Source organism: Peribacillus asahii (assembly GCF_003570725.1).
Lineage (GTDB): Bacteria > Bacillota > Bacilli > Bacillales > DSM-1321 > Peribacillus > Peribacillus asahii.
Genome location: NZ_QWVS01000015.1, coordinates 1 through 25299 on the forward strand (window position 1 = coordinate 1; position 25299 = coordinate 25299).

Below are 25299 nucleotides of genomic sequence, written 5' to 3' on the forward strand. Positions count from 1 at the left end.
CTGCTTTTGGTTCTTCTTCTTTTCTTTCAAGCACTGGTTCTGCTTTTGGTTCTTCTACTTTTCTTTCAAGCACCGGCTCCTCTTTTGGTTCTTCCACTTTCCTTTCAAGCACCGGCTCTGCTTTCTGCTCTTTTTCCACTTTTCTTTCAAGCACTGGCTCAACCTCTTGTTCTTCCTCCCTTTCTTGAAACTTTGGTACGGAAAAGTCGAATACAGGGATATCCGGCTGTTTACTAATAAACAGAGGCGCTACCCGCTCTTCTTCTACATCTGGCGTTCGTTTCGCCTCCACAATAAAAGGTTCGTACAGCTCTCCCTCTTGTTGTTCTTCCTGACGAAATGTCGGTTGGAAATCTGGAAGCGGCGGTGGTGCTGTCGTATATGAAACAGGAGATTCTTCTTCTATTTGTAAAACTGGACTCTCCACAGAATCTTCTCTTTCATCAGCAAACTCTTCAGCCTCAACAGATTCTTCCACTTCGTCTACTTCTTCTTGCCTGATGTCGGCTAACTCCACTTCTACTACTTCATCTTCTATTTCTTCATCCAATTCTTGTCGCTCATCCGTCGCAACTGGACTTTCATCATCATCCCACACTTGATAGTCCTCGAGTTCCGGCTCGACATATGTTTCACGATAAATCCCACTAATGATTAGATCGGCTTGAAGTTTAAGACAATTCCGCTCAGGTAATGTATAATCAAACGTTTGAATCGTCACTTCAATATCATCTAATGAGGTAATACGTGTACTTGGAATTGTAATATCAACAGGAAAACGGTGGATAAACTCACTAATTCCATTTGGATGTCTCTCCACCGTTTGAACAGATCGCGGTAAAAACGTATGAACATCACCGTCTACTGGTTCTCCGCTGTCCTTATATTCACCGCTTAAATCAAGCGTTCCTCTCATATACACATAATGTTCATCTTCTTGAATCGTCACGTTGGGATCCAATGAAATAGAATACAATTCCGCTACTTCCTGTCCCTTCTGAAACCAAACCGATTCTTCTAATGAAAATCGTAAATACGATTGATTCTCTTCGGTCAAATCATTTCCTCCTTTCACTTCTCATACCATTATCAATCTATGAAAGCAGAAGGAAAGTTATGTCAAACGTTATGTAAATCAGTTGCATATGCCAAAAGTCGAGCACAAATCTCAGAAATCGAGCGTATCCGTTCATGACAGAAGAAGAGGCTATCCCAGAAATCATAAAAAATGACGTTTGGGATAGCCTCCTCATTCAGTTGAACAATGATTCTTCTCAGATAATTACTTTTTTGCCGTCCTCAAAATGTGTTAACGGACAACATCTAAAAATTCAGCAAAGAAAATGGCCTTCATCCGAATCATGAAGGACCACTTCCAAAAATTCAGTAAAGGAATAGGGTTGTTCATCGGAATCTCATTGATTCCTTTATTTTAGGAACCGTTTAGACAATCCCCTATACCCGATTATTTCACAATACTCTTATATCCCGTATATGTTGCAAAGAAATAACCACCATATACGATAACAATGATTAATGCTGTAATTAGAGACGGAACAAGTACACTTGTACTTCCTGCTACCATAATGGCTTTGTTCACTACTTGGATACCAAAGATTGAATGTACAATAGCTAAAGCTAATGGCATCATAAAGTAAATAAATACTTGCCCAAAAATTGCTTTATTAATTCCTTTCCTTGTGACACCAATCTTCTTCAAAACCGTATAACGAGCAATATTATCACTCGCCTCTGATAATTGCTGCAACGCAAGCACAGCTGCACTTGAAATCAAGAAGACAATTCCAAGATAAAGTCCGACAAATACAATCATCGTGGAAGAACCGACACTAGAATCAAGAATAATGGTTTTAGTAGTTCCCCATAAAACATCCGATTCATCTAACACTTTATATAAGGTTTCATCATGTTCTTTTTGGTTATCATCGTAATTGATATTAACGACGGAAAGAAATGGCTCCATCCCTTCCACCGCTTCATCAGGCAATACAGCTGTTAGTACCCCTTCTGAATTAAACTCTGTTTTATAAGCAAATGAATGAACCTTTTGATGAGCGATATCATATTCCTTTCCATTCACTTCTAATGTTTTATGATCTTCAGTGAAACGGTCAAAGGCATCCTGAAATACTTCAAAATTAGAGAGTAACACGACTTCTTCATCGTTAAAATCTATGGGTTCAATCCCTTGCATCGCTTCTATTCGTTCAAAATCCGACCTTTTAATAACTGGTAAATTACTATCAGCAAACTTCACGGCATCATCTTCATAAGGGGCTAATAAGTCTTTTACACTTTTATCCGCTTTATAAACCGTAAAGCTATGATGTTCCCCATACTCGTCTAAATCCACCTTTAAATGCTGCATGATATCATGAATATGTTGTACTTTCCCATCTTCATCGGCCTTCGTATATAAGCTAGCATCATACGGTGTCATTTTCTCAATATTCTTCTCCATCGAAGCTTTAAAGCTAAAGCCCGTCGAGAATACCCCGATTGTAAAAAAGAGCATTAAACAAATAATCGTCATTGAAATGAAGGTTGTATTCACTTTACTATTAATTTGACGCAGCACGAACATATTCACATCTTTATAGTACACATTTTTGTTTTTCTGAATCATATTCAGCGCAAATCCAGATAAAGACATAAAAAAGAGAAATGTCCCAAGGGCACCTAAACCAACACACGTCCACACAATATTGCTTTCAAATAGACCATACTTCATAATGACCGCATATGCTACAGCAAGAAGAATGATGGAGAAAACAAATAGGACAATGGAAGTTGATGTTTTCCGAATCTTTAAGCTTTGATTTTTCTTCGCCGCTGTTAATAAGTCAATAAGTTTGTACCTAGAAATAACGACACTATTGAAGATCATCACCATTAAAAAGATAATTCCGAAATACAATATCGTCTTTAACATCGCTTCACTTGAAAAGACAAATGTAAATTGTTCAATATTCGCTTTAAACATCGACACGGTTAAAGCTACTAATCCTTGAGAAACGAGAATACCGAGCAGTAAACCGACAGCAAGCGAGATGATTCCTACAAAAAAGGTTTCTACAACGATAATGCGCGAAATTTTATACTTGCTCATTCCGAGTGTCATATACAAACCAAGCTCTTTTTTTCGTCTCCTAATTAAAAAATTATTCGCATACATAATTAAAAAACCGAGCACAACCGATACGAATACGGAAACACCGGATAATAGCATCGTAAACGCCTTAATCATTTCCGCTTGACTAGCGTTTAATGTCGTCATCACTTCTGAAGCTGATAAAGAGTTAAAACTATAAAAAATACAAACTGCAAATGTTAGCGTTAAAAAGTAAGTAAAGTAATCTTTAAAGCTTCTTTTAACATTGCGAGCTGACAGCTTAAAGTACATTATTCGTATCACCTCCAAGAAGCGTTACAACTTCAATAATCCGATTAAAGAATTCTTTTCTTGTATCCTTTCCGCGAATTAATTCATTAAAAATCTGGCCATCTTTAATAAATAAAATTCGCTTTGCATAGCTTGCTGTAAAAGCATCGTGCGTGACCATCAAAATGGTTGCCTGTAATTCTTCATTCAGCTTCTCAAACGAATCAAGTAATAAGCGCGAAGACTTCGAATCGAGTGCTCCCGTTGGTTCATCAGCTAAAATCAATGTAGGGTCTGTCACAATCGCACGCGCCGCCGCTACCCGCTGCTTTTGTCCGCCCGACATTTGATAGGGAAATTTATTAAGAACTTGGGTAATTTCAAGCTTTTCTGCTACTTCTTTCACTAAAAATGTAATATCAGCTGGTTTTCGACCTTGAATCGTTAGTGCAATTGCAATATTTTCAAACGCTGTTAGCGTATCTAATAAGTTAAAATCCTGAAAAATAAAGCCGAGCTCATCCCGACGAAATTGATCCAGTTTGCCTGTTTTTAACTTCGTAATGTCTTGCTCATTAATTAAGATTTTTCCTGTTGTTACCGAATCTATCGTCGAAATACAGTTTAATAAGGTTGTCTTCCCGCTTCCGGATGGACCCATAATGCCGACAAATTCCCCTCGCTCCACTTCAAAACTAATTTGATCAATGGCCTTTGTCGTATTTCCTTTATTTCCAAAATATTTTTCAATATGATCTACTTTTAATACCGTACTCACCTTTATCCGTCTCCTTTCATGGTTTTAGTGTATCTCACTATGAAGTCACTACATATCGAATTAACTTTCAACAATCTTACTATTTCGTAAGATTCATTTTTTACAGAAAAAAAGAGCCTTTTATCAAGACTCCAGTAAAACAACCTTGCTTTTTGGAAAAATAATTTGGACTTCTGTTCCTTCACCTTTCGTAGATTGAATCGTCAATCCTAAATGCAATTTATCCGCTAACAATTTACAAATATAAAGCCCCATCCCCGTTGAACGGCGATATTGTCGACCATTTTCACCCGTAAAGCCTTTGTCAAATACGCGGCCGATATCTTTCTCATCGATGCCGATTCCATCATCGACAATATGTAAGATCAGACTATGTTCATGTTTTCTTGTGTACAGACTAATTTTATTATCACAATAATTGATACTATTGACGATAATTTGATGAAGGATAAATTCAATCCACTTTTCATCGCTATACACAACATCGTCCATTTCAGTTAATTGCAGTTGAATTTTTTTATGAATAAATGCTTTGGCATTCTTTTTTAACACCTTCGAAATACAAGCTTGCAGCGAAAATTCTTTGACCATATAATCCTTACTTGCACTGCTGCTGCGAGCATAATACAGCGCTTGCTCGACATATCCTTCAATTTTCTCTAATTCTTCCATAATCCCTTTCGTCACTTCATTTTTATGATTCTCAAACATTAACTTACTTGAAGCAATCGGTGTCTTCACTTCATGTACCCACGCCTCGATATAGTCACGATACTCGGCCTGCATATCTTTATATTTCTTGACGTGCTCATGCATTTGTTTATCGGTTGTTTTTATAATGTCATATAAAATTTGCCCTTCAAGAAAGTTTGGTTCTTCAATGATCTCAGGCAGTAAATACTTTTGATCTAACGCTTCAAGGTTTTGAAGCAAGTCATCATAGAAATTTTTTCTTTTTAAAAATTCTAATCCATAAGATAAAAGCAATGGCCCAAACCAGCAAACAAAGACGATTATCATAACGACAGCCTGTACATTAATTAACCAAAGAAAGAACGCAACAAGAACAAATAAAAAGATATTCATCGATAAAAATATCGCTCTTTCCTTTATATATCGTTGTAGTTTCATGCTAGGATATACCCAAGACCGCGTCTCGTTTCAATCGGATTGATCATCCCAATTGATTCAATTTTTTTTCGAAGCCGTGTAACATTAACGGAAAGCGTATTATCATCAATAAATAAATCCGATGACCATAAATACTCCATCATCTCTTCGCGCGATACAATCCTCCCTTTATTCTTCATTAAACAATGCAGGATTTTGATTTCATTTTTCGTCAGCTCTTCTTGTTGATGTTGATATGAAATTGTACCATTCGATAAATCGAGCTTGAGGGATTTATATAGTAGAATAGATGATTGTTGATGTGCATACGTTCTTTTTAGCACATTTTCAATCCGAGCAAGTAAAATTTGCGTATTATACGGCTTTGCAATAAAGTCATCTGCTCCAAGATTTATGCTCATCAGCTCATCCATTTCATTATCTCGACTTGTTACAATAATAATTGGTACTTCTGAATTCTTGCGTATTTCCCGACAAATATAATAGCCATCATAAATTGGCAAATTAATATCTAACAAAATTAAATGTACATCATCCTGCATCGCATATTGCATAATATTTTGAAAGTCATCCGGTGCTTCGACTTCATATCCATAGTTAGAGAGGAACTCTTGTAATTCATTTCGAAGCGTCTCTGCATCTTCCACAATTAATATTTTCATCTTTTGCAAAACCGTCACCCCTAGATTACATAGTTACGGAAATTATAACCTTTTTTGCCGGTGTTAAGTAAAAAAACGCTTGGATGATGCATCCAAACGTTTTTCAAAATTATTTCGCTAATGTTGAAAAAGCATGCTCTGCCGCAGCAATCGTTTTTTCAAGATCTTCATCACTATGTGCTGTTGACAGGAACAATCCTTCAAATTGCGATGGCGGCAAATACACACCTTGATTCGCCATTTCACGGAAATAGCTTGCAAAGAATGTAAGATCTGATGTTTTCGCTGTTTCAAAATTGATGACATCTTCATTCGTAAAGAACACACCAATCATGGAACCTGCACGGTTAAATGTATGCGGAATACCGTATTTCTTCGCCGCTTCCCCAATGCCTTTTTCCAATATATCGCCTTTACGTTTAAATTCTTCATAAACCTCTGGCGTTAACTGGCTTAACGTTTCAAAACCAGCTGTCATGGCAAGCGGATTTCCTGATAATGTACCCGCTTGATAGATGCTGCCGCTCGGAGCGACCTTCTCCATAATTTCACGCTTTCCTCCGAAAGCACCGACAGGAAGACCGCCGCCGATTACTTTACCAAGACATGTTAAGTCTGGTGTAACACCAAAATATCCTTGTGCACAGTTATACCCGACACGGAAGCCTGTCATAACTTCATCAAAAATTAATAGGGCACCATATTGTTCCGTTACTTCACGTAAACCTTCTAGGAAACCAGGCTGTGGTGGAACAACCCCCATATTTCCTGCTACTGGTTCAGCAATAATACAAGCGATATCTTCACCAAATTGCTCAAACGCATATTTGACAGCGGCTAAATCATTGTATGGTACGGTAATCGTATTTTGAGCCGTTCCTACTGGTACACCTGGGCTATCTGGTAAACCAAGCGTCGCAACACCAGATCCTGCTTTGATTAATAGAGAATCACCATGTCCATGGTAACACCCTTCAAATTTTAAGATTTTATTACGCCCTGTATAACCCCGAGCGACACGAAGAGCACTCATCGTTGCTTCCGTACCCGATGACACCATACGAATCATCTCAATGGATGGAACACGTTCAATGACAAGCTTCGCTAATTCGTTTTCAATTAATGTAGCCGTTCCAAAGCTTGTTCCTGACTCCGCCACTTTTTTTAACGCTTCAACAACCCGCTCATTCGAATGGCCAAGAATTAAGGGCCCCCAAGATAGAACATAATCGATATATTCATTGCCATCAATGTCGTACATTTTTGAGCCTTTTCCGCGCTCCATAAAAATTGGATCCATATCAACGGATTTAAAGGCACGTACCGGGCTATTTACGCCCCCTGGCATTAAATGAATAGCTTCAGTAAATGCCTGTTTCGATTTTTCATATGAACGCATAATCAGACCTCTTTTCCTTCTTCATCTAACCAACGAGCCACGTCCTTAGATGCATATGTAATAATTAAATCTGCTCCAGCACGTTTCATGCTTAATAGCGTTTCCATAACAATCGCTTTTTCATCAATCCAGCCATTATTTGCAGCTGCTTTAATCATTGAATATTCTCCGCTTACATTGTACGCTACAACTGGAAGGTTGAAGTTATTCTTCACATCACGCATGATATCTAGATAAGAAAGAGCTGGTTTAACAATTAAAAAGTCAGCGCCTTCTTCGACGTCACTTTCAGCTTCACGGAACGCTTCTAAACGATTCGCTGGATCCATTTGATACGTTTTACGGTCACCAAATTGCGGCGCCCCATTTGCTGCATCACGGAATGGACCGTAAAAAGCAGAAGCATATTTTACCGCATATGACATAATCGGAATATCTTCATAGCCTGCTTCATCTAAACCAGCTCGAATCGCCGCTACAAATCCATCCATCATGTTCGAAGGAGCAATGATATCCGCACCTGCCTCCGCTTGACTAATCGCTGTTTTAGCAAGCAAGTCTAGTGAAGCATCATTTAAAATAGTTCCGCCTTCTACAACTCCACAGTGTCCATGGCTTGTATATTCACAAAGGCATGTATCAGCAATAACAAGGATTTCCGGGAAGTGTTTTTTAATAAGACGCGTTGCTTCTTGCACAAGTCCGTTATGGTGGAACGCTCCTGAGCCATGCTCGTCCTTATCATGCTCGAAAGGAACTCCGAATAGAATAACGGATTTAATACCCAGGCTTGCGACTTCTGTCATCTCTTCCATAAGATTATCGAGGGAAAGTTGATAAATTCCCGGCATAGAACCAATTTCACTTTTCACATTTTCCCCATCAATAATAAAAATCGGGTAAATTAAATCCTCTTTATGTAAATATGTTTCGCGTACTAACGCTCTCATATTAGCACTAGAACGTAATCGGCGATGGCGTCTGAAAAATAAATCTTTCATTTACTCTTTCCTCCTTTAGCTTTTGTATATATAACTAAGTCTTGTATCATTGCTTCTGTTGTATATACATTCGGACAAATATCTACCTCTAACCCATAGTGTAGAGCGGTTTTCTTGGCGATAGGTCCGATACATGCAATGATAAGACTTTCTAAGTATTGGTGCAACTCATATTGTGCCACAATTTGCATAAAATGATGAACGGTTGATGAGCTCGTAAACGTAATGACCTCCACTGCTTCTGTTGTAATCACTTCTACAAGCTTTTGCTTACTCTCTTCAGGCAACACCGTTTCATACACATCGAGTTCATCGCACGCAGCCCCAATCTCTTCAATTGCTCCACTAATAATAGTTCGCGCTAAGTTTCCTTTGGCCACTAAAACACGGGAACGAGGAGAAAGCTGCGGGATAAATTCAGCCACAAACCCTTCAGCCACAAACTCATTCGGGATAAAATCAGCATGATAACCGTAACGCTGCAAGGCTTCTGCTGTTTTTGTACCGATAACCGCAATTTTAGGCAGCGACTGAGACGCGGCATACTTCCCTGCTAATTCAAAAAAGAAACGAACCCCATTTTGACTTGTTAAGACGAGCCAATCATAGTCTGATAAATGGGAAAGAGTCGCTTTAATCGCCTCATGACTGTCAGGCAGACGAAAGTCAAGTAGCGGCACCGTAATCGGAGTGCCGCCATATTGCTCAATCATAGCCTTGAAATGAGCCACCTGTCCTTGTCCTCTAGTGATTAAAATCCGATAATCATGGAGAGGAAGCTTAGTCATTACTGATTAAGCTCCTTTTTGACAGAATCAATCAATTGTTTGCCGCCTTTTTCACTAATAAGCTTGGCTGCATCTTGACCAACTGCTAGCGGGTTCATTCCTGCTACAACTTCCTTATATATTGTTTTTCCATCTGGAGAAGCCACTAATGCGGTTAACTCCACTTCGCCATCCTCTTTTGCTACGGCAAGTCCAGCAATCGGCACTTGACAGCCGCCTTCCATTTCATCTAAAAAGGACCGCTCTGCTTCAACCGCTTTCTTTGTATTCTCACATGTGAATTTCGCTAACTCTGCAAGCAGATCTGTATCATCTGCACGACATTCAATCGATAAAGCACCTTGCCCTACAGCCGGTACACATAACGTATCATCTAAAAACTCTGTCACCACGTCTTGTTTCCAACCCATTCGAGCAAGACCTGCAGCAGCTAAAATAATAGCATCATAATCTTCTGTATTCAATTTCTCTAAGCGTGTATCAATATTGCCGCGAATCCATTTAATTTCAAGATCCGGTCTTTGGGCTAAAATTTGTGCACTTCGACGCAAGCTGCTTGTTCCAACGATAGCACCCGGCTTTAAGTCCGCTAATTTAATATGATTCTTCGAAATGAATGCATCACGATGATCTTCACGCGGAGGAATGCAACCAATTGTTAAGCCCTCTGGAAGAACAGCAGGCATATCCTTCATACTATGTACAGCCATATCAATTTCTTTATCGAGCATCGCTTGTTCAATTTCTTTCACAAACAAGCCTTTACCGCCGACTTTCGAAAGTGTAACATCTAAAATTTTGTCGCCCTTTGTTACAATTTCCTTTACTTCGAATTCATAAGGAACTCCAAGTGCTTTCAATTGATTAATGACCCAATTTGTTTGAGTTAAAGCTAATTTACTACGTCTTGAACCGACAATAATTTTTCTCATTGTTTCCTCCTAGGTATTCCAAAAATGGAATGTTGAAAGACTTCCAAACAGGAAAAAGTTAATTAAAACAATCATAAAAATACCAATATTTAAAAAAGCTAACATTCTTCCATACATCTGTTTTCTAATTTTTATATATAAATATACGCTATAACCAATTAACACAACGAATGAACCAATAATTTTGAAGTCCAACAAAGATAAGTTTGGAACTTTGATATACGCCCATTGAATGCCTAGAATAAGTGAAAACATTAAGAGCGGTACCCCAATAACAGCTAAAATATAGCTCATTTTTTCAAGGTGTGTTAAATCTCCTAGCCGAATTAAACGTTTTCCCCATTTTTTCCGCTTTAATAAATCATATTGAATGAGATAAAGAATCGAAAATACACAAGAAAGCGTAAATGCTCCATACGATAAGAAGGCTAATGTAATATGTATCATCAATAACTCGGATACAAGCTGTTGAGCTAGTACTTCAGACTCGATTTGAACAGGAGCAAATGTATGAATCGCCATGACCATAAACCCAAGTACATTCGTAAAAAACACGATAAAATCCACACGCAGCAATCGATTGATGATAAGCGATAACGTAATCAACACCCAGGCATAGAAATATAGCCCTTCAAAGATGGTCAAGACAGGAAACCTGCCTGTTTTGACTACATATAGACATAAAAAAATTGTTTGAAGTACCCAAACAATTGAAAGCAACCAGAAGGCAACTTTATTTGCCCTCCGGTTATTATGAAGAAAGTCAATAAAATATAAAAGCACGCTGAGCGCATACAATAATACGGTTGCTTCGTGCAATCTTGTCATTAACAATTCCATAGTGCCCTCAATTAACTCTAACAGGAATCGGATTCAAGACCGCTGCTTTTGTTGTTGCTTGTTCTTGCTCGTCAGCAGCCATCAATTGTTCTTCAATCAATTCCTCTAAGCGGAAGATTTTCACAAAATTATTCAATGCTTCTTTCGAATTTGGCTTATCAGCGAGTTCTTTTGCATACAAAATCGGGTCTTTCAACATTTGATTAATAATGCTCTTCGTATGCTTATTCAGCACTTTTCGATCACGTTCACTTAAATGCGGAAGCTTTCTTTCTAAGCTGATCATCGTTTCTGCTTGAATCCCTAATGCTTTTTCTCGTAAAGCAGACATAACTGGGACAACACCAAGCATATTTAACCATTGATTAAATTCAACAATTTCTGCTTCAATCATTAATTCAATTTTTTCAGCCGCTAATTTTCTCTCTGCTAAATTAGCTTGAACAATATCTTCTAAATCATCAATATCATATAAGAACACGTTCTCAAGCTCTGCCAATGCTGGATCTAAATCACGCGGAACCGCAATGTCAACCATGAAAATCGGACGACCTTTACGTACTTTGTTTACAGTTGACATCATTTCTTGTGTCACAACAAAATCCTTCGCTCCTGTTGATGTAATTAAAATGTCCGCTTCTACTAATGCACATTGTAATTCTTCTAGTTTCTTTGGTGTTCCATTAAAACGGTCCGCTAAATTAACGGCTTTTTCAAACGTACGATTAATAACGGTAACACTGTCAGCACCATTGCTGTGCAAGTTTTGAATCGCCAGCTCACCCATTTTTCCTGCACCAAGAATTAATACGTTTTTCCCTTTTAAACTGCCAAAGATTTTCTTAGCTAGTTCCACTGCTGCATAGCTAACAGATACAGCATTTGTATTAATCTCCGTTTCAGCATGTGCTTTTTTCGCTAATGTTAGCGCTTGCTTAAATAAATGGTTGGAAACCGTTCCAATTGTCTGTTGCTCTTGCGCCAGCATATAGCTTGAACGTACTTGTCCTAAAATTTGTGTTTCACCAAGAACCATAGAATTCAAGCCGCATGTTACTTGAAATAAATGTTCAACAGCCCCATCGCCTTCATAAAAAAACAGATATTTAGAGAACTCCTCCTTATCAATTCCGAACCACTCCGAAAGAAATTCCTTCACATAATATCTGCTTGTATGAAGCTGATCACCAATGACATAAATTTCTGTACGATTACAAGTAGAAATAATAACATTCTCTAATATACTTTTTTTATTTTTAAGAGCTTCCATTGCCTGAGCAAGTTCCGCTTCATTAAATGATAACTTTTCGCGAATTTCAACAGGGGCTGTTTTATAGTTAACACCAACCGCTATAATATGCATATGTCGTTTGCACCCCCAAAATTAAATGTATTATGACTTAATCTATTATAACATGTATAAAAAGTCCGAACCTAATGAAATATGAACAGTTCATGAAATAAATAATTATTATAATCTAGAATATCCTGTACAAATGTACCATAACAAAATTAAATCCTAACTTCAAGTAAACAAGTTTGGCAGAGCAACTTTATTATGTATAATGACCCACTTAACCTTATTTTATGACAAGATTGGGTGCCATATCAAATAAACCAAAACTCACCAAAACCTTATAACAAAGCCAAATAAAAAACTCGCCATATAGACGAGTTCCTTTTCTTACATATATTTCTTTAATAGACCCCAAATTTTTTCTTTGCCTTCACCTGTTTCACTGGAAAAGAGCATTAGCTCATCCTCTTTTGCAAGCCCAAGTGTTTCGCGCGTTACTTTCAGATGCTTTTGCCATTTTCCTTTTGGAATCTTATCCGCTTTTGTCGCAATAATGATACATGGTAGTTCATAGTGCTTTAAAAACTCGTACATCGAAACATCATCCTTCGTTGGTGGATGACGTAAATCAACAATCAAAATAGCAGCACGTAATTGTTCACGGGAAGTAAAATATGTTTCAATCATTTTCCCCCATGCTGCTCGCTCCGATTTGGACACTTTAGCATATCCATATCCCGGTACATCAACAAAATGCAGGGCATCGTTAATTAGGTAAAAGTTTAACGTTTGCGTTTTTCCAGGTTTAGAGGATGTACGCGCTAAATTTTTACGATTAATCATTTTATTAATAAAACTAGATTTCCCCACATTTGAACGACCTGCTAATGCAAATTCGGGAATCGGCTCACTTGGATATTGGTCAGGCTTAACCGCACTAATCACAATATCCGCACTTGTTACTTTCATTGAATGTCACCTGCCAACGCATGTTCTAATACCTGATCTACATGCGAAACAAGGACAAACTGCAAATCACTTCGAACACTTTCTGGAATATCATCAATATCTTTTTCATTATCTTGTGGAAGAATAATTTTCGTAATGCCTGCTCGGTGGGCCGCTAATGATTTTTCTTTTAAGCCGCCGATTGGAAGCACTCGTCCACGTAATGTAATTTCCCCTGTCATGCCTACCTCTTTTCTAATCGGGCGATTGGTCAACGCAGAAATAAGCGCTGTCGCCATCGTAATTCCTGCAGATGGTCCATCTTTTGGAACCGCTCCCTCAGGAACATGAATATGAATATCATATTTTTCATTGAAGTCCGGATCAATATGAAGCTCTTCTGATTTGGCACGGACAAAACTGAATGCAGCCTGCGCAGATTCTTTCATCACATCACCTAGTTTTCCAGTTAAGACAAGCTTGCCTTTACCTGGAGATAACGAGACTTCAATTTGCAGCGTATCGCCGCCGACTGCTGTATACGCCAGACCCGTCGCCACACCAATTTGATCTTCCTCTTCCGCTTGCCCATAATGGAAAATGGTTTTCCCTAAAAATTCTTCTACATTTTTCTCGGAAACAATGACCCGCTTCCTCTCACCCGAAACAATAATTTTTGCTGTTTTTCGACAAACGCTTGCCAGTTGACGTTCTAGACTACGCACACCAGCTTCTCTTGTATAATAACGAATAATTTTGATTAAAGCATCTTCTCGAACTTGAAGCTGACTTTTTTGCAAGCCATGGTTTTCTAACTGCCGAATTAACAAATGATCTCTCGCAATATGCAGCTTCTCAATTTCCGTATACCCGGCAATTGTAATAATCTCCATCCGGTCACGAAGCGGACCTGGAATCGTTGACAAATCATTGGCTGTTGCAATAAACATAACATTAGATAGATTATAGGGTTCTTCTATATAATGATCGCTAAAGTTATGATTTTGCTCTGGATCTAACACTTCGAGTAACGCAGCAGATGGATCACCGCGGAAATCATTAGACATCTTATCAATTTCATCTAATAAAAAGACTGGATTAATCGTACCTGCCTTTTTCATTCCTTGAATAATTCGACCCGGCATCGCACCTACATAGGTTCGGCGATGACCGCGAATCTCAGACTCATCGCGAACGCCCCCTAAAGAAATGCGCACAAAATTACGATTTAGCGAAGTCGCAATAGATCTAGCCAAGCTTGTTTTCCCAACCCCAGGAGGGCCTGCTAAACAGAGGATAGGACCTTTTAATGAATTAGTTAACTGTTGAACAGCTAAATATTCTAACACCCGTTCCTTTACTTTTTCCAATCCGTAATGGTCTTTGTTTAAAACCTTTTCGGCCTTCAAAATATTTAAATCGTCTTTTGTACTTTTAGACCAAGGAAGCGCAACTAACCAGTCAATGTAATTACGAATAACCGAGCTTTCCGCAGAACTAGCAGGAACTTTCTCATAACGATCGAGTTCTTTTAAAGCTGTTGTTTTCACCTGCTCAGGCATGCCAGCGGCTTCAATTTTCTCTGTGAGTTTAGCCACTTCACCGCCTTTACCTTCTTTGTCGCCCAGTTCTTTTTGAATAGCTTTCATTTGCTCACGAAGATAATATTCCTTTTGCGTACGTTCCATCGAACGCTTAACTCGTTGGCCGATTTTCTTCTCTAAATGAAGCACTTCTTTTTCGTTGTGAATCATTTCAATTACACGACTTAAACGTTGCTTCACATTGGTCGTTTCAAGAATTTCTTGTTTATCTTTTAATTTTAACGGAAGATGTGATGCAATAATATCAGCAAGCCTTCCTGGTTCTTCGATATCTGCAGTAGAAGAGAATGTTTCACTTGTAATCTTCTTTGACATTTTTATGTATTGTTCAAAGTAATCAAGCAACGTACGCATTAAAGCTTGATGTTCCGCATCCTTCTCTTCATCATCTTCATATATTTTAATCTTGGCACCATAGTGTGTCTCATAATCATAAAATACACTGACTTCTGCTCGATTTAATCCTTCTACCAATACACGGATCGTTCCATTTGGAAGCTTCAGCATTTGCTTTACCTTCGTCAATGTACCTATTGGGTATAAATCCTCTTCACCCGGTTCATCAAGTGTGACGTCTTGCTGCGTTGTTAAAAAAATGAGATGATCTTCCACCATTGCTTTTTCAAGAGCTTGTATTGATTTATCCCGACCGACGTCCAAATGTAGAACCATCGTAGGATAAACAAGCAAGCCTCTAAGCGGCAGGAGGGGGACGATGATTTCTTTATCAGCCATTGCCTGACACCTCCATCAAAATTTCGCATCATCGTTGTATGTTTCTAACCTTTTCACAATTCTATCCTATTTGTGTAAAAGTGTCTATTTCTTGTTTAGTTTACCACTAGATACGCTCTTTTTATTATCCCCAAAATAGGTGAAAAAAGCACGTTTAATTACAAAAATGAAAAACATTATTATACCTATAACAAACCCCGGTACTATAAAACCGGGGCATTCTCTTTATACACTTTCCTTTTTACTTAAGTTCAATGTGGAAAGTAATTGATCAGGTACCACGTCTTTTTTCAGAGATCGTTCGAACACTTCCTGGACTTTAGTAACAGGCACAATCTCAATATCTTTAATTTCTTTTAGAAGCGGCTGCATATTATCAGCTGGAATAATGACCGTTTTCGCTCCGGCTAATTGAGCCGCTTTAATTTTCGGAATCACACCACCAATTGGTCTTACACCACCATGAATGCCTATTTCGCCTGTCATGGCCACCGTATGATCGACAGGAATTTTATAAATGGCTGAATAAATCCCGGTCGCCATAGCAATACCTGCAGATGGTCCATCTACAGGAGTCCCGCCAGGAAAATTCACATGAATATCAAATTGATCAGCCGGAACACCCATTGAGCGTAATACTGTAATGACATTTTCAATCGACCCCTTGGCCATACTCTTACGTCGAATCGATTTTCCATTGCCCCCAATGCTTTCCTCTTCGACAATTCCCGTAATGGTAATGTTTCCTTTTTCACTCATCGCCGGCATTACCGTTACTTCAATTTCAAGCAACGCTCCGCTATTTGCTCCATATACAGCCAGCCCATTGACGAACCCAACTTGCGGCTTCGAATCAATTTTTCGATCCATCCGCTGTGTTAACTGACTGCTATGAGCCATCCAATCAATATCTTCCTCTTTAATATAAGACCGATTTTCATTAATGGAAATACTAGCAAGTGTTTGCACCATATTTACCGCTTCACGACCATTACGAGCATATTCCGCAATCATTTGTAAACCTTTCTCACTGATGGTCACGTTTACTCGGTCGGTTGCTTTTTTAACAACCTCTATAATTTCATCGCGATTGAGTTCGCGAAAAAACACTTCCATGCACCTAGAACGAATAGCGGGAGGAATCTCATTTGGCGTTCGAGTTGTTGCTCCAATCAACCGGAAATCAGCAGGTAAACCATTTTTAAAAATATCATGAATATGAGTAGGAATATTTGTATTATCTTCTTGATAATATGCGCTTTCTAAAAATACTTTCCGATCCTCTAATACTTTTAACAATTTGTTCATTTGAATCGAGTGAAGCTCCCCAATTTCATCAATAAATAACACTCCGCCATGTGCATTTGTCACTGCTCCCTGCTTCGGTTGTGGAATACCAGCCTGGCCCATCGCCCCTGCTCCTTGATAAATCGGGTCATGAACAGAACCAATCAGCGGATCAGCAATACCTCGTTCATCAAAACGAGCTGTTGTTGCATCTAATTCAACAAATACCGCTGACTTTCTAAACGGCGATTTCCCATTTTTTTTCGCTTCTTCTAGTACAAGCCGTGCAGCTGCGGTCTTCCCTACGCCAGGTGGTCCATAAATAATCACATGCTGTGGATTTGGTCCGCATAATGCCGCTCTTAACGATTTAATTCCATCTTCTTGTCCAACAATATCATCAAATGATTGCGGTCTCACCTTTTCTGCTAATGGCTCCGTTAATTGAATCGCTCTCATTGAACGCAATTGATCCATTTCTTTTTTAGAATCACGATCAATCGACACCTTTTGTGTACGCTGTCCTTTTAATAAATTCAAGAAATATAGCCCAATGATTACACCAAAAAACAGTTGAATAAACAATGCCAATCCTGTCCAGCTCATCATTTTCCCTCCTGCGCTCACCATGTTTGTCTTATATGGTAGTATCTCCTATCACAAGTTGAAATCATTCATAGTTTCCTTCATGAAAAATTTGGTTGTCTTACAGGAGGGGGCTATTTTATTAAAAACAAAAGAGACGAGCCTAGACCGAAACACCTGTCTAGCTCATCTCTTTTTAAAGAAACATATTAAGCAGATTGGCCTTGAATTGTTGTACCATCTTTCAGAACCAATTTCGGAGATTCATTTTCCGTAATCGCACCTGCTGTAATAATACATTTAGATACATCATCACGTGAAGGAAGATCGAACATCACATCAAGGATAATCCCTTCGATGATGGAACGTAATCCACGAGCACCTGTTTTACGTTCAATTGCTTTTTTAGCAATTTCATTTAGTGCTTCCGGTTCGAATTCTAATTCAATATCATCAAGTTCTAATAATTTTTGATATTGTTTCACTAATGCATTTTTCGGTTTTGTTAAAATTTCAATAAGTGCCGCCTCATCCAATTGCTCTAACGTCGCAATAACTGGAAGACGACCAATAAACTCTGGAATTAAACCGAAACGAAGTAAGTCTTCAGGAAGAACTTTTGAAAGCAGCTCTTTTTCTGCTACTTCATCTTTTTTCGTCTCTGCACCAAAACCAATTACTTTTTGACCTAGACGACGTTTGATAATCGGTTCGATTCCATCGAAAGCTCCACCACAAATAAACAAAATATTTGTAGTATCAATTTGAATAAATTCTTGATGAGGGTGCTTACGTCCACCTTGTGGAGGAACGCTTGCTACAGTTCCTTCAAGAATTTTTAATAGTGCTTGCTGAACCCCTTCACCTGAAACATCACGTGTAATCGATGGGTTTTCAGATTTACGAGCTACTTTATCGATTTCATCGATGTAGATAATTCCTTTTTCTGCTTTCTCAACATCATAATCTGCTGCTTGGATTAGTTTTAACAAAATATTTTCAACATCTTCCCCAACATAACCAGCCTCTGTTAGAGACGTCGCATCAGCAATAGCAAAAGGAACGTTTAGTAAACGCGCTAAAGTTTGGGCAAGTAATGTTTTCCCACTACCAGTTGGTCCAATAAGCGCGATATTACTTTTTGAAAGCTCTACATCGTCTACTTTACTATTAGAATTAATTCGTTTGTAGTGATTATATACTGCAACTGCTAAAGACTTCTTCGCTTGTTCTTGTCCGATTACATATTCATCAAGAATATTGCAAATCTCTTTTGGTTTTGGAATATCGCGGAATTCTACTTCTTCTTCAGTACCTAGCTCCTCTTCCACGATTTCTGTACAAAGTTCAATACATTCATCACAAATATATACACCTGGACCGGCTACCAGCTTACGAACTTGTTCTTGAGTTTTCCCACAAAAAGAACATTTTAATTGTCCCTTTTCATCATTAAATTTAAACATGAACGTTCACCCCTCTTGAATACTATTCCTACTCTATTCATCTTAAAGGCATGTTTCTTTCTTTATAAGAAACGCCTAAATAAGCACTTTCATTCATTGCAATTAAATAGTATGAATTGCATTGTAACACGTTCTTGAAAGTTTGGTAACAAAAATGCTTACACGATAGTAGGTTGTCCGATACACAAAGCACTGATCTTTTTACTATGTATGTTACTTTCTTTAGTATGCCCTAACTTACCAATTTTAAAAAAAAGGATTTACTGTATAAATATGTATATGTGTTATTAGAATTAATCTACACTGAATTCTAAAAAAAAGCAATCAAGAAGTGTTCTATAAATGATAAAAAAATCAAGATATGTATAAAACAAGGCACGAAATGCTCGCGCCTTGTTTCTTTAAGAAAACTATATTTTTTTAAAGCTGCTATTATTTAGCTTCAACTGTTTTGCTGTTTTCAACTAAGAAATCAATAGCTTTTTTAATTTGTAGATCGCCTTTAATTGCATCTAAGTTTCCAAGAGCTTTTTTGATTGCGTCTACTTCCATATTGTACATTGCAGCCATTTTAGCTAATTCAGCTTCTACGTCTTCTTCTGTAGCTTCAAGTTTCTCAGCTTCAGCAATTGCTTCAAGCACTAAGCTTGTGCGGACTTGACCTTCTGCTTCTTCTTTCATTTGGCCTTTTAACGCCTCTTCGTCTTGACCAGAGAATTGGAAGTACAATTCTAAGTTCAATCCTTGTTGTTGTAAGCGTCCAGCAAAATCTTGCATCATGCGATCTACTTCGTTAGAAACCATTACTTCAGGAAGATCGATTTGAGCACCTTCAACAGCTTGACCAATTACAGCATTTTGGATGAAGTGTTCTTCTTCATGCTTTTTGTCATGCTCTAATTTAGCTTTTGTTTTTTCTCTAAGTTCTGCAATAGTTTCTACTTCATCATCAACATCTTTCGCGAATTCATCGTCTAATTCAGGAAGTTGTTTCGCTTTGATTTCGTGAACTTTTACTTTGAATACAGCTGGTTTACCAGCAAGCTCTGCAGCGTGGTACTCTTCTGGGAACGTTACTTCAACGTCTTTCTCAGCACCTGCTTCAAGACCGATTAGTTGATCTTCGAATCCTGGGATGAAAGAGTTAGAACCAAGCTCTAAAGAATAGTTTTCACCTTTTCCACCTTCAAATGCTTCACCGTCAACGAATCCTTCGAAGTCAATTACAACTGTATCACCTGAAACTGCTGCGCCTTCTTCTTTCACAACTAGCTCAGCTTGACGCTCTTGTTGCTTTTTCAATTCAGCTTCTACATCTTCATCTGTAACTGTTGTATCAAACTTTTCTACTTCAAGTCCTTTATAGTTACCTAATTTTACTTCAGGTTTTACTGTTACAGTCGCTGTGAAAATAAGGTTTTCACCTTTTTCCATTTTTTCGATGTCGATTTCTGGACGATCTACAGGTGAAATTCCTGCTTCTTCGACAGCTTTTGCATAAGCTTCTGGAAGAATCTCGTCAAGAGCATCTTGGTATAAAGATTCTACACCGAATTTCTTTTCAAATAATGGACGAGGCATTTTCCCTTTACGGAAGCCAGGTACGTTTACTTGCTTTACTACTTTTTTGAACGCTTTGTCTAAACCAGCGTTTACTGTTGCTGCGTCTACTTCAACCGTTAAAACTCCAACGTTTCCTTCTTGCTTTTCCCATTTAACAGACATGTGTTTCCCTCCAAAAATCTATATACGTCAAGAATAAGCATGGATGAATCTGCTTTGCAATTCTTAACAAGTCATCCCTCAAATATACCCAAATTATTTGGATATTCTCGTTTTTTTGTACGAGCGTATAGTACAACCACTACATTATACCACAGCTTCCTCTTCTTTCAACAGCAATAGGTTAAATAATGGGATAAGAAATTGCTTCAATTTCTTTTAAGTAGTCTAAACACTCTTTTACAGCTTGTTCTTCTGTTTCATAAATAAGAGCAGATCGCTCACAAAAGTCTTCTCCTGTCATATACTGTTCTGCTAAAGCATGGTAGGCTGCTGCAATGGCCGCACCATCCCATTCAAGTTCAAATGGATATAACAAAAAGCTGTGCCTTTCTAGCAAACTATGTACCATTTCCAGCAAGCTCGGATTTCTTTGTGCCAATTTTTGTTCTGCTAAATCCCATACTTTTTTAAAAAAAGGATACTCTTTCAAATTCGGTAAATGAGCTGGAATCAAAGAAGAGACTTGTGAAAACTTCCTTACTTCCACGGCTTGTATATAGTCTTGCTCTTTTAATATATTCAACAGCATTGTTTTAAAAAAAGGATGATTCTCTTCCTCTTGCAGAAATTGTTGAATATCATCGATAAACGGACGCACATTCATCTGTGAAAGCATATTAATTGTATTAAGCAATTGTTGTTCATTTTTCCCATTAAACAAAGGCTCTTGTTGAAGCTTTTGCTTTAATTGACTTTCATGCTGCTCCGCTTCTATATCTCTTTCTTCTAATGCCCGTTTACTAAAGGAAAGCATCTGCTCAAACTGTTCCATTTTATCAAATGGGATTTGATGTTCTTGAAACAATAGCTCAATCATCTCCACGATTTCCTCATGCTCCCCTAATTGCACAAGCACCATCAAGTACATATTCGTAATTTGAAAATAGTCACCAATCCCTCGGTGCAATAATTCCTTACATAATTGTTTAGCTTCTTTATAATCTTGGAGCTCGATTAACGAAACGAGCAACCCTACATTTCCTTCAGCGTGTTCCTGATCTAATTCCCTCGCTTGACTAAATAATCCGGCTGCCTGCTTATACTGTTTATTTTCTAGCGCCTCCGTCCCCTTCGTAACTAAGCGATGATGTAAATTAGGAAACAGGACCACATTATTTCCATCTTTTCTCTCATTCATTAACCATTCCGCCTCACCGTTCATTTTTGAAAATCAGTGTAGCATGGAATGAAATGATTTTCAAAAAAAAATCCCGTATGGCTCAAAGAAACCGAGACCATACAGGATAAAATTTTCGCTCACTGTCTCTTCTAAATTAAATAGAAGAGATTGGCATTTTTTGTTGCTCATAGCTTTTAATTTGTTCTTCGTATTGCTCAGTAATGGAAATCTCATCCCACCCATTAACAAGCATTTCCTTCCAGTATGGATGGAATTCAAATTCAGCTTCAAATCCTGATTGATCATAAACCTTTTGATTTGGAAGATCGATAGTTAGCTCATAGCCAGATTCTACACCTTTTTTCATTAATTCAGCCACTTGCTCTTCTGTTAAAACAATCGGAACAATCCCATTCTTCATGCAATTGTTTCTAAAAATATCAGCAAAGGAAGGAGCAATTACAATATTAAAACCATAATCAAGTAAAGCCCATGGTGCATGCTCACGAGAAGAGCCGCAACCGAAGTTTTCACCTGCAATTAAAATAGACGCACCTTTATTTTGCTCTTGATTTAGTTCAAAATCTGGACGATCATTTCCTTCTTCATCAAAACGCCAGTTGAAAAATAAAAATTGACCAAATCCGCTACGCTCAATTCGTTTTAAAAATTGTTTTGGAATAATTTGATCCGTATCTACATTTTTACGGTCCATAACCGCTGTTTTTCCTGTAAAAACCTTAATCGGTTCCATCTTCGGCACCTCCATTTATATATTAATGTTTAATGAGCTCCTACAGTTGGAGCTTCCCATGTTCTAATATCAACAAACTTTCCAGTAATAGCCGCTGCTACAGCCATCGCAGGGCTAACTAAGTGCGTACGTGCGCCTGCTCCTTGACGACCTTCAAAATTTCGGTTAGAAGTAGAAGCACAATGCTCTCCAGCTGGTACTCCGTCTGGATTCATACCCAAACACATACTACAGCCAGAATCACGCCATTCAAAGCCAGCTGCTTTGAAAATCTGATCTAATCCTTCTTCCTCAGCCTGTTTTTTCACATTTTGTGAACCAGGTACAACCATAGCCCGAACACCTTGATGAACTTTTTGACCTTCAAGCATGGACGCCGCTTGGCGTAAATCCTCAATACGAGAGTTTGTGCATGAGCCGATAAACACATGCTGTACTTCGATATCTGTAATTGCTTGACCTTCTTTAAGTCCCATATATTGAAGTGCATTTTTCAACTCTACAGGATCAAACGTTCCATCTGATTCACGCGGAATCATTGCATCTACACCGCTTGCCATTCCAGGGTTTGTCCCCCAGCTAACCATCGGTGGAATAGCGCTGCCATCTAACACAATTTCGCGGTCATATACAGCATCTTCATCACTAGCTAATGACTTCCAATCTTCTACCGCACGTTCAAACTCTTCACCTTTTGGTGCGTATTTTCTTCCTTTAATATAAGAGAACGTCGTTTCATCAGGAGCTACTAGCCCAGCTCTTGCTCCACCTTCAATCGACATATTACATACCGTCATTCTTTCTTCCATCGACATATTCTCGAATACTTCGCCACAATACTCAATAATATAGCCTGTTCCAAAATCTACACCAAATTTAGAAATAATGTATAAAATAACATCCTTTGCATTAACACCTTTACCTAACTTACCATTGACTTCAAGCTTTAATGTCTTTGGCTTCGTTTGCCATAATGTTTGTGTCGCTAATACATGCTCCACTTCACTCGTTCCAATTCCAAATGCAATCGAACCGAACGCACCATGAGTAGACGTATGGCTATCACCACATACAATGGTCATACCAGGTTGTGTAAGACCTAATTCTGGTCCAATAACGTGAACAATCCCTTGTTCAGGGCTGTCCAAATCCGCTAGACGAATCCCAAACTCTTTACAATTTTGTTCAAGAGCAGACAATTGCTTTTGAGCAATTTCATCTTGAATGAAATAACGATTAATTGTTGGAACATTGTGATCCATCGTCGCAAATGTACGATCCGGTCTTCTTACTTTACGTCCCTTTAATCTAAGCCCTTCAAAAGCTTGCGGCGATGTTACTTCATGAATAAATTGTAGGTCGATATATAATAAATCTGGTTTATTCTCCTCAGCTGCTACAATGTGACGCTCCCATATTTTTTCAATAATGGACTTTCCCATCTTGTTCCACCTCAATCATTTTAGATTTTTTAAGAAAAGCGCAAGCGTTGGAAAGCTAGAAGATGAAGTCGATTTTTAACTTAATCGACTAAATAAACTGCCACTCGACAGACTATACGCTTACACTGAACATCGAAACATCTCGAAATCTTTATACTTATTAATCTTTTATAAAAAACACGACCTACTGAGAAGGCCGTGTCTAAAAACAGCTGTTATACACGTGCTCCTGTAACGTTAGAAGTCGCCTCTTGAGCTAACAAAACTGTTTTAATTTCAGCAACCATTTCACTCGTCGATAACTTCGTTGATTGCTCATCTGCAATATCACCTGTTCTAAAGCCTTTTTCAAGCACTGCTTCAACCGCTTGTTCTACCGCGTTTGCTTCAGCTTCTAGGCCAAATGATAAGCGTAACAGCGATGCGGCAGATAAGATTGTCGCAATCGGGTTCGCTAAATTCTGCCCTGCAATATCAGGAGCTGAACCGTGAATTGGTTCATATAGATTCGGTCCATTCGTTGAAATAGAAGCTGATGGAAGCATTCCTAGTGATCCAGTAAGAACAGATGCTTCATCACTTAAAATGTCGCCGAATAAGTTTTCTGTTACAACAACATCAAATTGTTTTGGGTTACGAATAAGTTGCATCGCTGCATTGTCCACAAGCATATGCTCTAACGTTACATCTGGATATTCTTTCGCAATCTCCTCAGCTGTTTCACGCCACATTCTGCTTGATTCTAATACATTTGCCTTATCAACCGATGTTACTTTCTTTGTTCTGTTGCTAGCCAATTCAAAAGCAAGTTTAATAATGCGGTGCATTTCTTCTTTTGTATAGAAAAGTGTATCGACTACAGCGTCTTTACCTTCTCTTGTCACTCGTTCACTTGGTTTCCCAAAGTATAGGCCGCCCGTTAATTCACGAACGATAACAAAATCAGCACCCTCAATTAATTCTTTTTTAAGAGGAGAAGCTTCCGATAAACTCGAATAGTAACTGATTGGTCGAAGATTCGCATATAGATTAAGCTCTTTACGAATTTTTAATAGACCGCGTTCTGGGCGGATATCGACAGGATGGTTATCCCATTTCGGTCCACCAACTGCTCCTAATAATACAGCGTCACTTTTTCGACAAATATCCACTGTTTCATCTGGCAGAGGTGATCCCGTATTATCTATCGCTCCGCCACCAATTTCACCGTATTGAAATTCGAATTCGTGTCCAAATTTTTGAGCAACAGCTTCGAGTATTTCTACAGCTCCTTTTGTTACTTCTTTTCCAATGCCATCGCCTGGCAGCACAGCTATATTCCCTTTCATCGAAAACTCCCCTT

General features: G+C 38.4%; 20 protein-coding genes. All 20 read right to left on the reverse strand.

The genetic code is table 11. From position 1 onward, the window contains the following. On the reverse strand, nucleotides 1-1057 hold a 1057-nt coding region (locus D1953_RS08480), incomplete at its 3' end, for a hypothetical protein (RefSeq protein ID WP_119116749.1). A gap of 408 nt (nucleotides 1058-1465) precedes the next feature. Then, nucleotides 1466-3424, reverse strand: a complete 1959-nt coding sequence (locus D1953_RS08485) for an FtsX-like permease family protein (RefSeq protein ID WP_119116750.1) — start codon at nucleotides 3422-3424, stop codon at nucleotides 1466-1468. Beyond that, nucleotides 3414-4181, reverse strand: a complete 768-nt coding sequence (locus D1953_RS08490) for an ABC transporter ATP-binding protein (protein ID WP_119116751.1) — start codon at nucleotides 4179-4181, stop codon at nucleotides 3414-3416. The genes D1953_RS08485 and D1953_RS08490 overlap by 11 nt, the downstream gene beginning before the upstream one ends. A gap of 123 nt (nucleotides 4182-4304) precedes the next feature. Further along, a complete protein-coding gene (locus D1953_RS08495) occupies nucleotides 4305-5312 on the reverse strand; it encodes a sensor histidine kinase (RefSeq protein ID WP_119116752.1) in 1008 nt (335 codons plus the stop codon). Beyond that, nucleotides 5309-5974, reverse strand: a complete 666-nt coding sequence (locus tag D1953_RS08500) for a response regulator transcription factor (protein ID WP_119116964.1) — start codon at nucleotides 5972-5974, stop codon at nucleotides 5309-5311. The genes D1953_RS08495 and D1953_RS08500 overlap by 4 nt, the downstream gene beginning before the upstream one ends. A gap of 109 nt (nucleotides 5975-6083) precedes the next feature. Further along, on the reverse strand, nucleotides 6084-7373 hold the full coding sequence (gene hemL, locus D1953_RS08505; protein WP_119116753.1) for a glutamate-1-semialdehyde 2,1-aminomutase: 1290 nt from the start codon (nucleotides 7371-7373) through the stop codon (nucleotides 6084-6086). A 2-nt stretch (nucleotides 7374-7375) separates the two neighbouring features. Further along, a complete protein-coding gene (gene hemB, locus D1953_RS08510; protein WP_119116754.1) occupies nucleotides 7376-8374 on the reverse strand; it encodes a porphobilinogen synthase in 999 nt (332 codons plus the stop codon). Further along, nucleotides 8371-9162, reverse strand: coding sequence for a uroporphyrinogen-III synthase (locus D1953_RS08515; RefSeq protein WP_119116755.1), 792 nt, complete (start codon nucleotides 9160-9162; stop codon nucleotides 8371-8373). Before D1953_RS08515 ends, hemB begins: the two co-directional genes overlap by 4 nt. Then, entirely contained in the window at nucleotides 9162-10094 is a 933-nt protein-coding gene (hemC, locus tag D1953_RS08520) for a hydroxymethylbilane synthase (RefSeq protein WP_119116756.1), read from the reverse strand. Before hemC ends, D1953_RS08515 begins: the two co-directional genes overlap by 1 nt. Before the next feature lie 9 nt (nucleotides 10095-10103). Beyond that, the gene (locus D1953_RS08525) at nucleotides 10104-10934 is read right to left on the reverse strand and encodes a cytochrome C assembly family protein (RefSeq protein ID WP_119116757.1); all 831 of its coding nucleotides are present in this window, start codon (nucleotides 10932-10934) and stop codon (nucleotides 10104-10106) included. 7 nt (nucleotides 10935-10941) lie between these two features. After that, a complete protein-coding gene (gene hemA, locus D1953_RS08530; protein ID WP_119116758.1) occupies nucleotides 10942-12297 on the reverse strand; it encodes a glutamyl-tRNA reductase in 1356 nt (451 codons plus the stop codon). A 321-nt stretch (nucleotides 12298-12618) separates the two neighbouring features. Next, entirely contained in the window at nucleotides 12619-13200 is a 582-nt protein-coding gene (yihA, locus tag D1953_RS08535) for a ribosome biogenesis GTP-binding protein YihA/YsxC (protein WP_119116759.1), read from the reverse strand. After that, on the reverse strand, nucleotides 13197-15518 hold the full coding sequence (gene lon / locus D1953_RS08540; RefSeq protein WP_119116760.1) for an endopeptidase La: 2322 nt from the start codon (nucleotides 15516-15518) through the stop codon (nucleotides 13197-13199). The genes yihA and lon overlap by 4 nt, the downstream gene beginning before the upstream one ends. A 225-nt stretch (nucleotides 15519-15743) precedes the next feature. Further along, nucleotides 15744-17411 carry an ATP-dependent protease LonB gene (lonB, locus tag D1953_RS08545; protein WP_119116761.1) on the reverse strand — a complete coding sequence of 556 codons (1668 nt, stop codon included), beginning with the start codon at nucleotides 17409-17411 and terminating at the stop codon, nucleotides 15744-15746. A 188-nt stretch (nucleotides 17412-17599) separates the two neighbouring features. After that, nucleotides 17600-18856: an ATP-dependent protease ATP-binding subunit ClpX gene (gene clpX, locus D1953_RS08550; RefSeq protein ID WP_119116762.1), complete on the reverse strand. Its 1257-nt coding sequence runs from the start codon at nucleotides 18854-18856 to the stop codon at nucleotides 17600-17602. 432 nt (nucleotides 18857-19288) lie between these two features. After that, nucleotides 19289-20581 (reverse strand): trigger factor, encoded by a 1293-nt coding sequence (tig, locus tag D1953_RS08555; protein WP_119116763.1) that lies wholly within the window; start codon nucleotides 20579-20581, stop codon nucleotides 19289-19291. 181 nt (nucleotides 20582-20762) lie between these two features. Further along, nucleotides 20763-21779, reverse strand: a complete 1017-nt coding sequence (locus tag D1953_RS08560; RefSeq protein WP_182480551.1) for a tetratricopeptide repeat protein — start codon at nucleotides 21777-21779, stop codon at nucleotides 20763-20765. 136 nt (nucleotides 21780-21915) lie between these two features. Beyond that, on the reverse strand, nucleotides 21916-22515 hold the full coding sequence (leuD, locus tag D1953_RS08565; protein WP_119116765.1) for a 3-isopropylmalate dehydratase small subunit: 600 nt from the start codon (nucleotides 22513-22515) through the stop codon (nucleotides 21916-21918). 29 nt (nucleotides 22516-22544) lie between these two features. Beyond that, entirely contained in the window at nucleotides 22545-23957 is a 1413-nt protein-coding gene (leuC, locus tag D1953_RS08570) for a 3-isopropylmalate dehydratase large subunit (RefSeq protein ID WP_119116766.1), read from the reverse strand. A 215-nt stretch (nucleotides 23958-24172) separates the two neighbouring features. Then, entirely contained in the window at nucleotides 24173-25285 is a 1113-nt protein-coding gene (gene leuB / locus D1953_RS08575; RefSeq protein ID WP_119116767.1) for a 3-isopropylmalate dehydrogenase, read from the reverse strand. Nucleotides 25286-25299: the final 14 nt, after the last annotated feature.

What these genes read in the sequence shown, in the direction of transcription:
- lon (WP_119116760.1), bottom strand. Translation starts at nt 15,518, where the DNA reads ATGGCTGATAAAGAAATCATCGTCCCCCTCCTGCCGCTTAGAGGCTTG.
- hemA (WP_119116758.1), bottom strand. Translation starts at nt 12,297, where the DNA reads ATGCATATTATAGCGGTTGGTGTTAACTATAAAACAGCCCCTGTTGAA.
- hemC (WP_119116756.1), bottom strand. Translation starts at nt 10,094, where the DNA reads ATGAGAAAAATTATTGTCGGTTCAAGACGTAGTAAATTAGCTTTAACT.
- clpX (WP_119116762.1), bottom strand. Translation starts at nt 18,856, where the DNA reads ATGTTTAAATTTAATGATGAAAAGGGACAATTAAAATGTTCTTTTTGT.
- D1953_RS08525 (WP_119116757.1), bottom strand. Translation starts at nt 10,934, where the DNA reads ATGGAATTGTTAATGACAAGATTGCACGAAGCAACCGTATTATTGTAT.
- lonB (WP_119116761.1), bottom strand. Translation starts at nt 17,411, where the DNA reads ATGAGCTGGACAGGATTGGCATTGTTTATTCAACTGTTTTTTGGTGTA.
- leuB (WP_119116767.1), bottom strand. Translation starts at nt 25,285, where the DNA reads ATGAAAGGGAATATAGCTGTGCTGCCAGGCGATGGCATTGGAAAAGAA.
- hemL (WP_119116753.1), bottom strand. Translation starts at nt 7,373, where the DNA reads ATGCGTTCATATGAAAAATCGAAACAGGCATTTACTGAAGCTATTCAT.
- D1953_RS08560 (WP_182480551.1), bottom strand. Translation starts at nt 21,779, where the DNA reads ATGAATGAGAGAAAAGATGGAAATAATGTGGTCCTGTTTCCTAATTTA.
- D1953_RS08515 (WP_119116755.1), bottom strand. Translation starts at nt 9,162, where the DNA reads ATGACTAAGCTTCCTCTCCATGATTATCGGATTTTAATCACTAGAGGA.
- D1953_RS08500 (WP_119116964.1), bottom strand. Translation starts at nt 5,974, where the DNA reads ATGAAAATATTAATTGTGGAAGATGCAGAGACGCTTCGAAATGAATTA.
- D1953_RS08495 (WP_119116752.1), bottom strand. Translation starts at nt 5,312, where the DNA reads ATGAAACTACAACGATATATAAAGGAAAGAGCGATATTTTTATCGATG.
- hemB (WP_119116754.1), bottom strand. Translation starts at nt 8,374, where the DNA reads ATGAAAGATTTATTTTTCAGACGCCATCGCCGATTACGTTCTAGTGCT.
- tig (WP_119116763.1), bottom strand. Translation starts at nt 20,581, where the DNA reads ATGTCTGTTAAATGGGAAAAGCAAGAAGGAAACGTTGGAGTTTTAACG.
- leuC (WP_119116766.1), bottom strand. Translation starts at nt 23,957, where the DNA reads ATGGGAAAGTCCATTATTGAAAAAATATGGGAGCGTCACATTGTAGCA.
- yihA (WP_119116759.1), bottom strand. Translation starts at nt 13,200, where the DNA reads ATGAAAGTAACAAGTGCGGATATTGTGATTAGTGCGGTTAAGCCTGAC.
- leuD (WP_119116765.1), bottom strand. Translation starts at nt 22,515, where the DNA reads ATGGAACCGATTAAGGTTTTTACAGGAAAAACAGCGGTTATGGACCGT.
- D1953_RS08485 (WP_119116750.1), bottom strand. Translation starts at nt 3,424, where the DNA reads ATGTACTTTAAGCTGTCAGCTCGCAATGTTAAAAGAAGCTTTAAAGAT.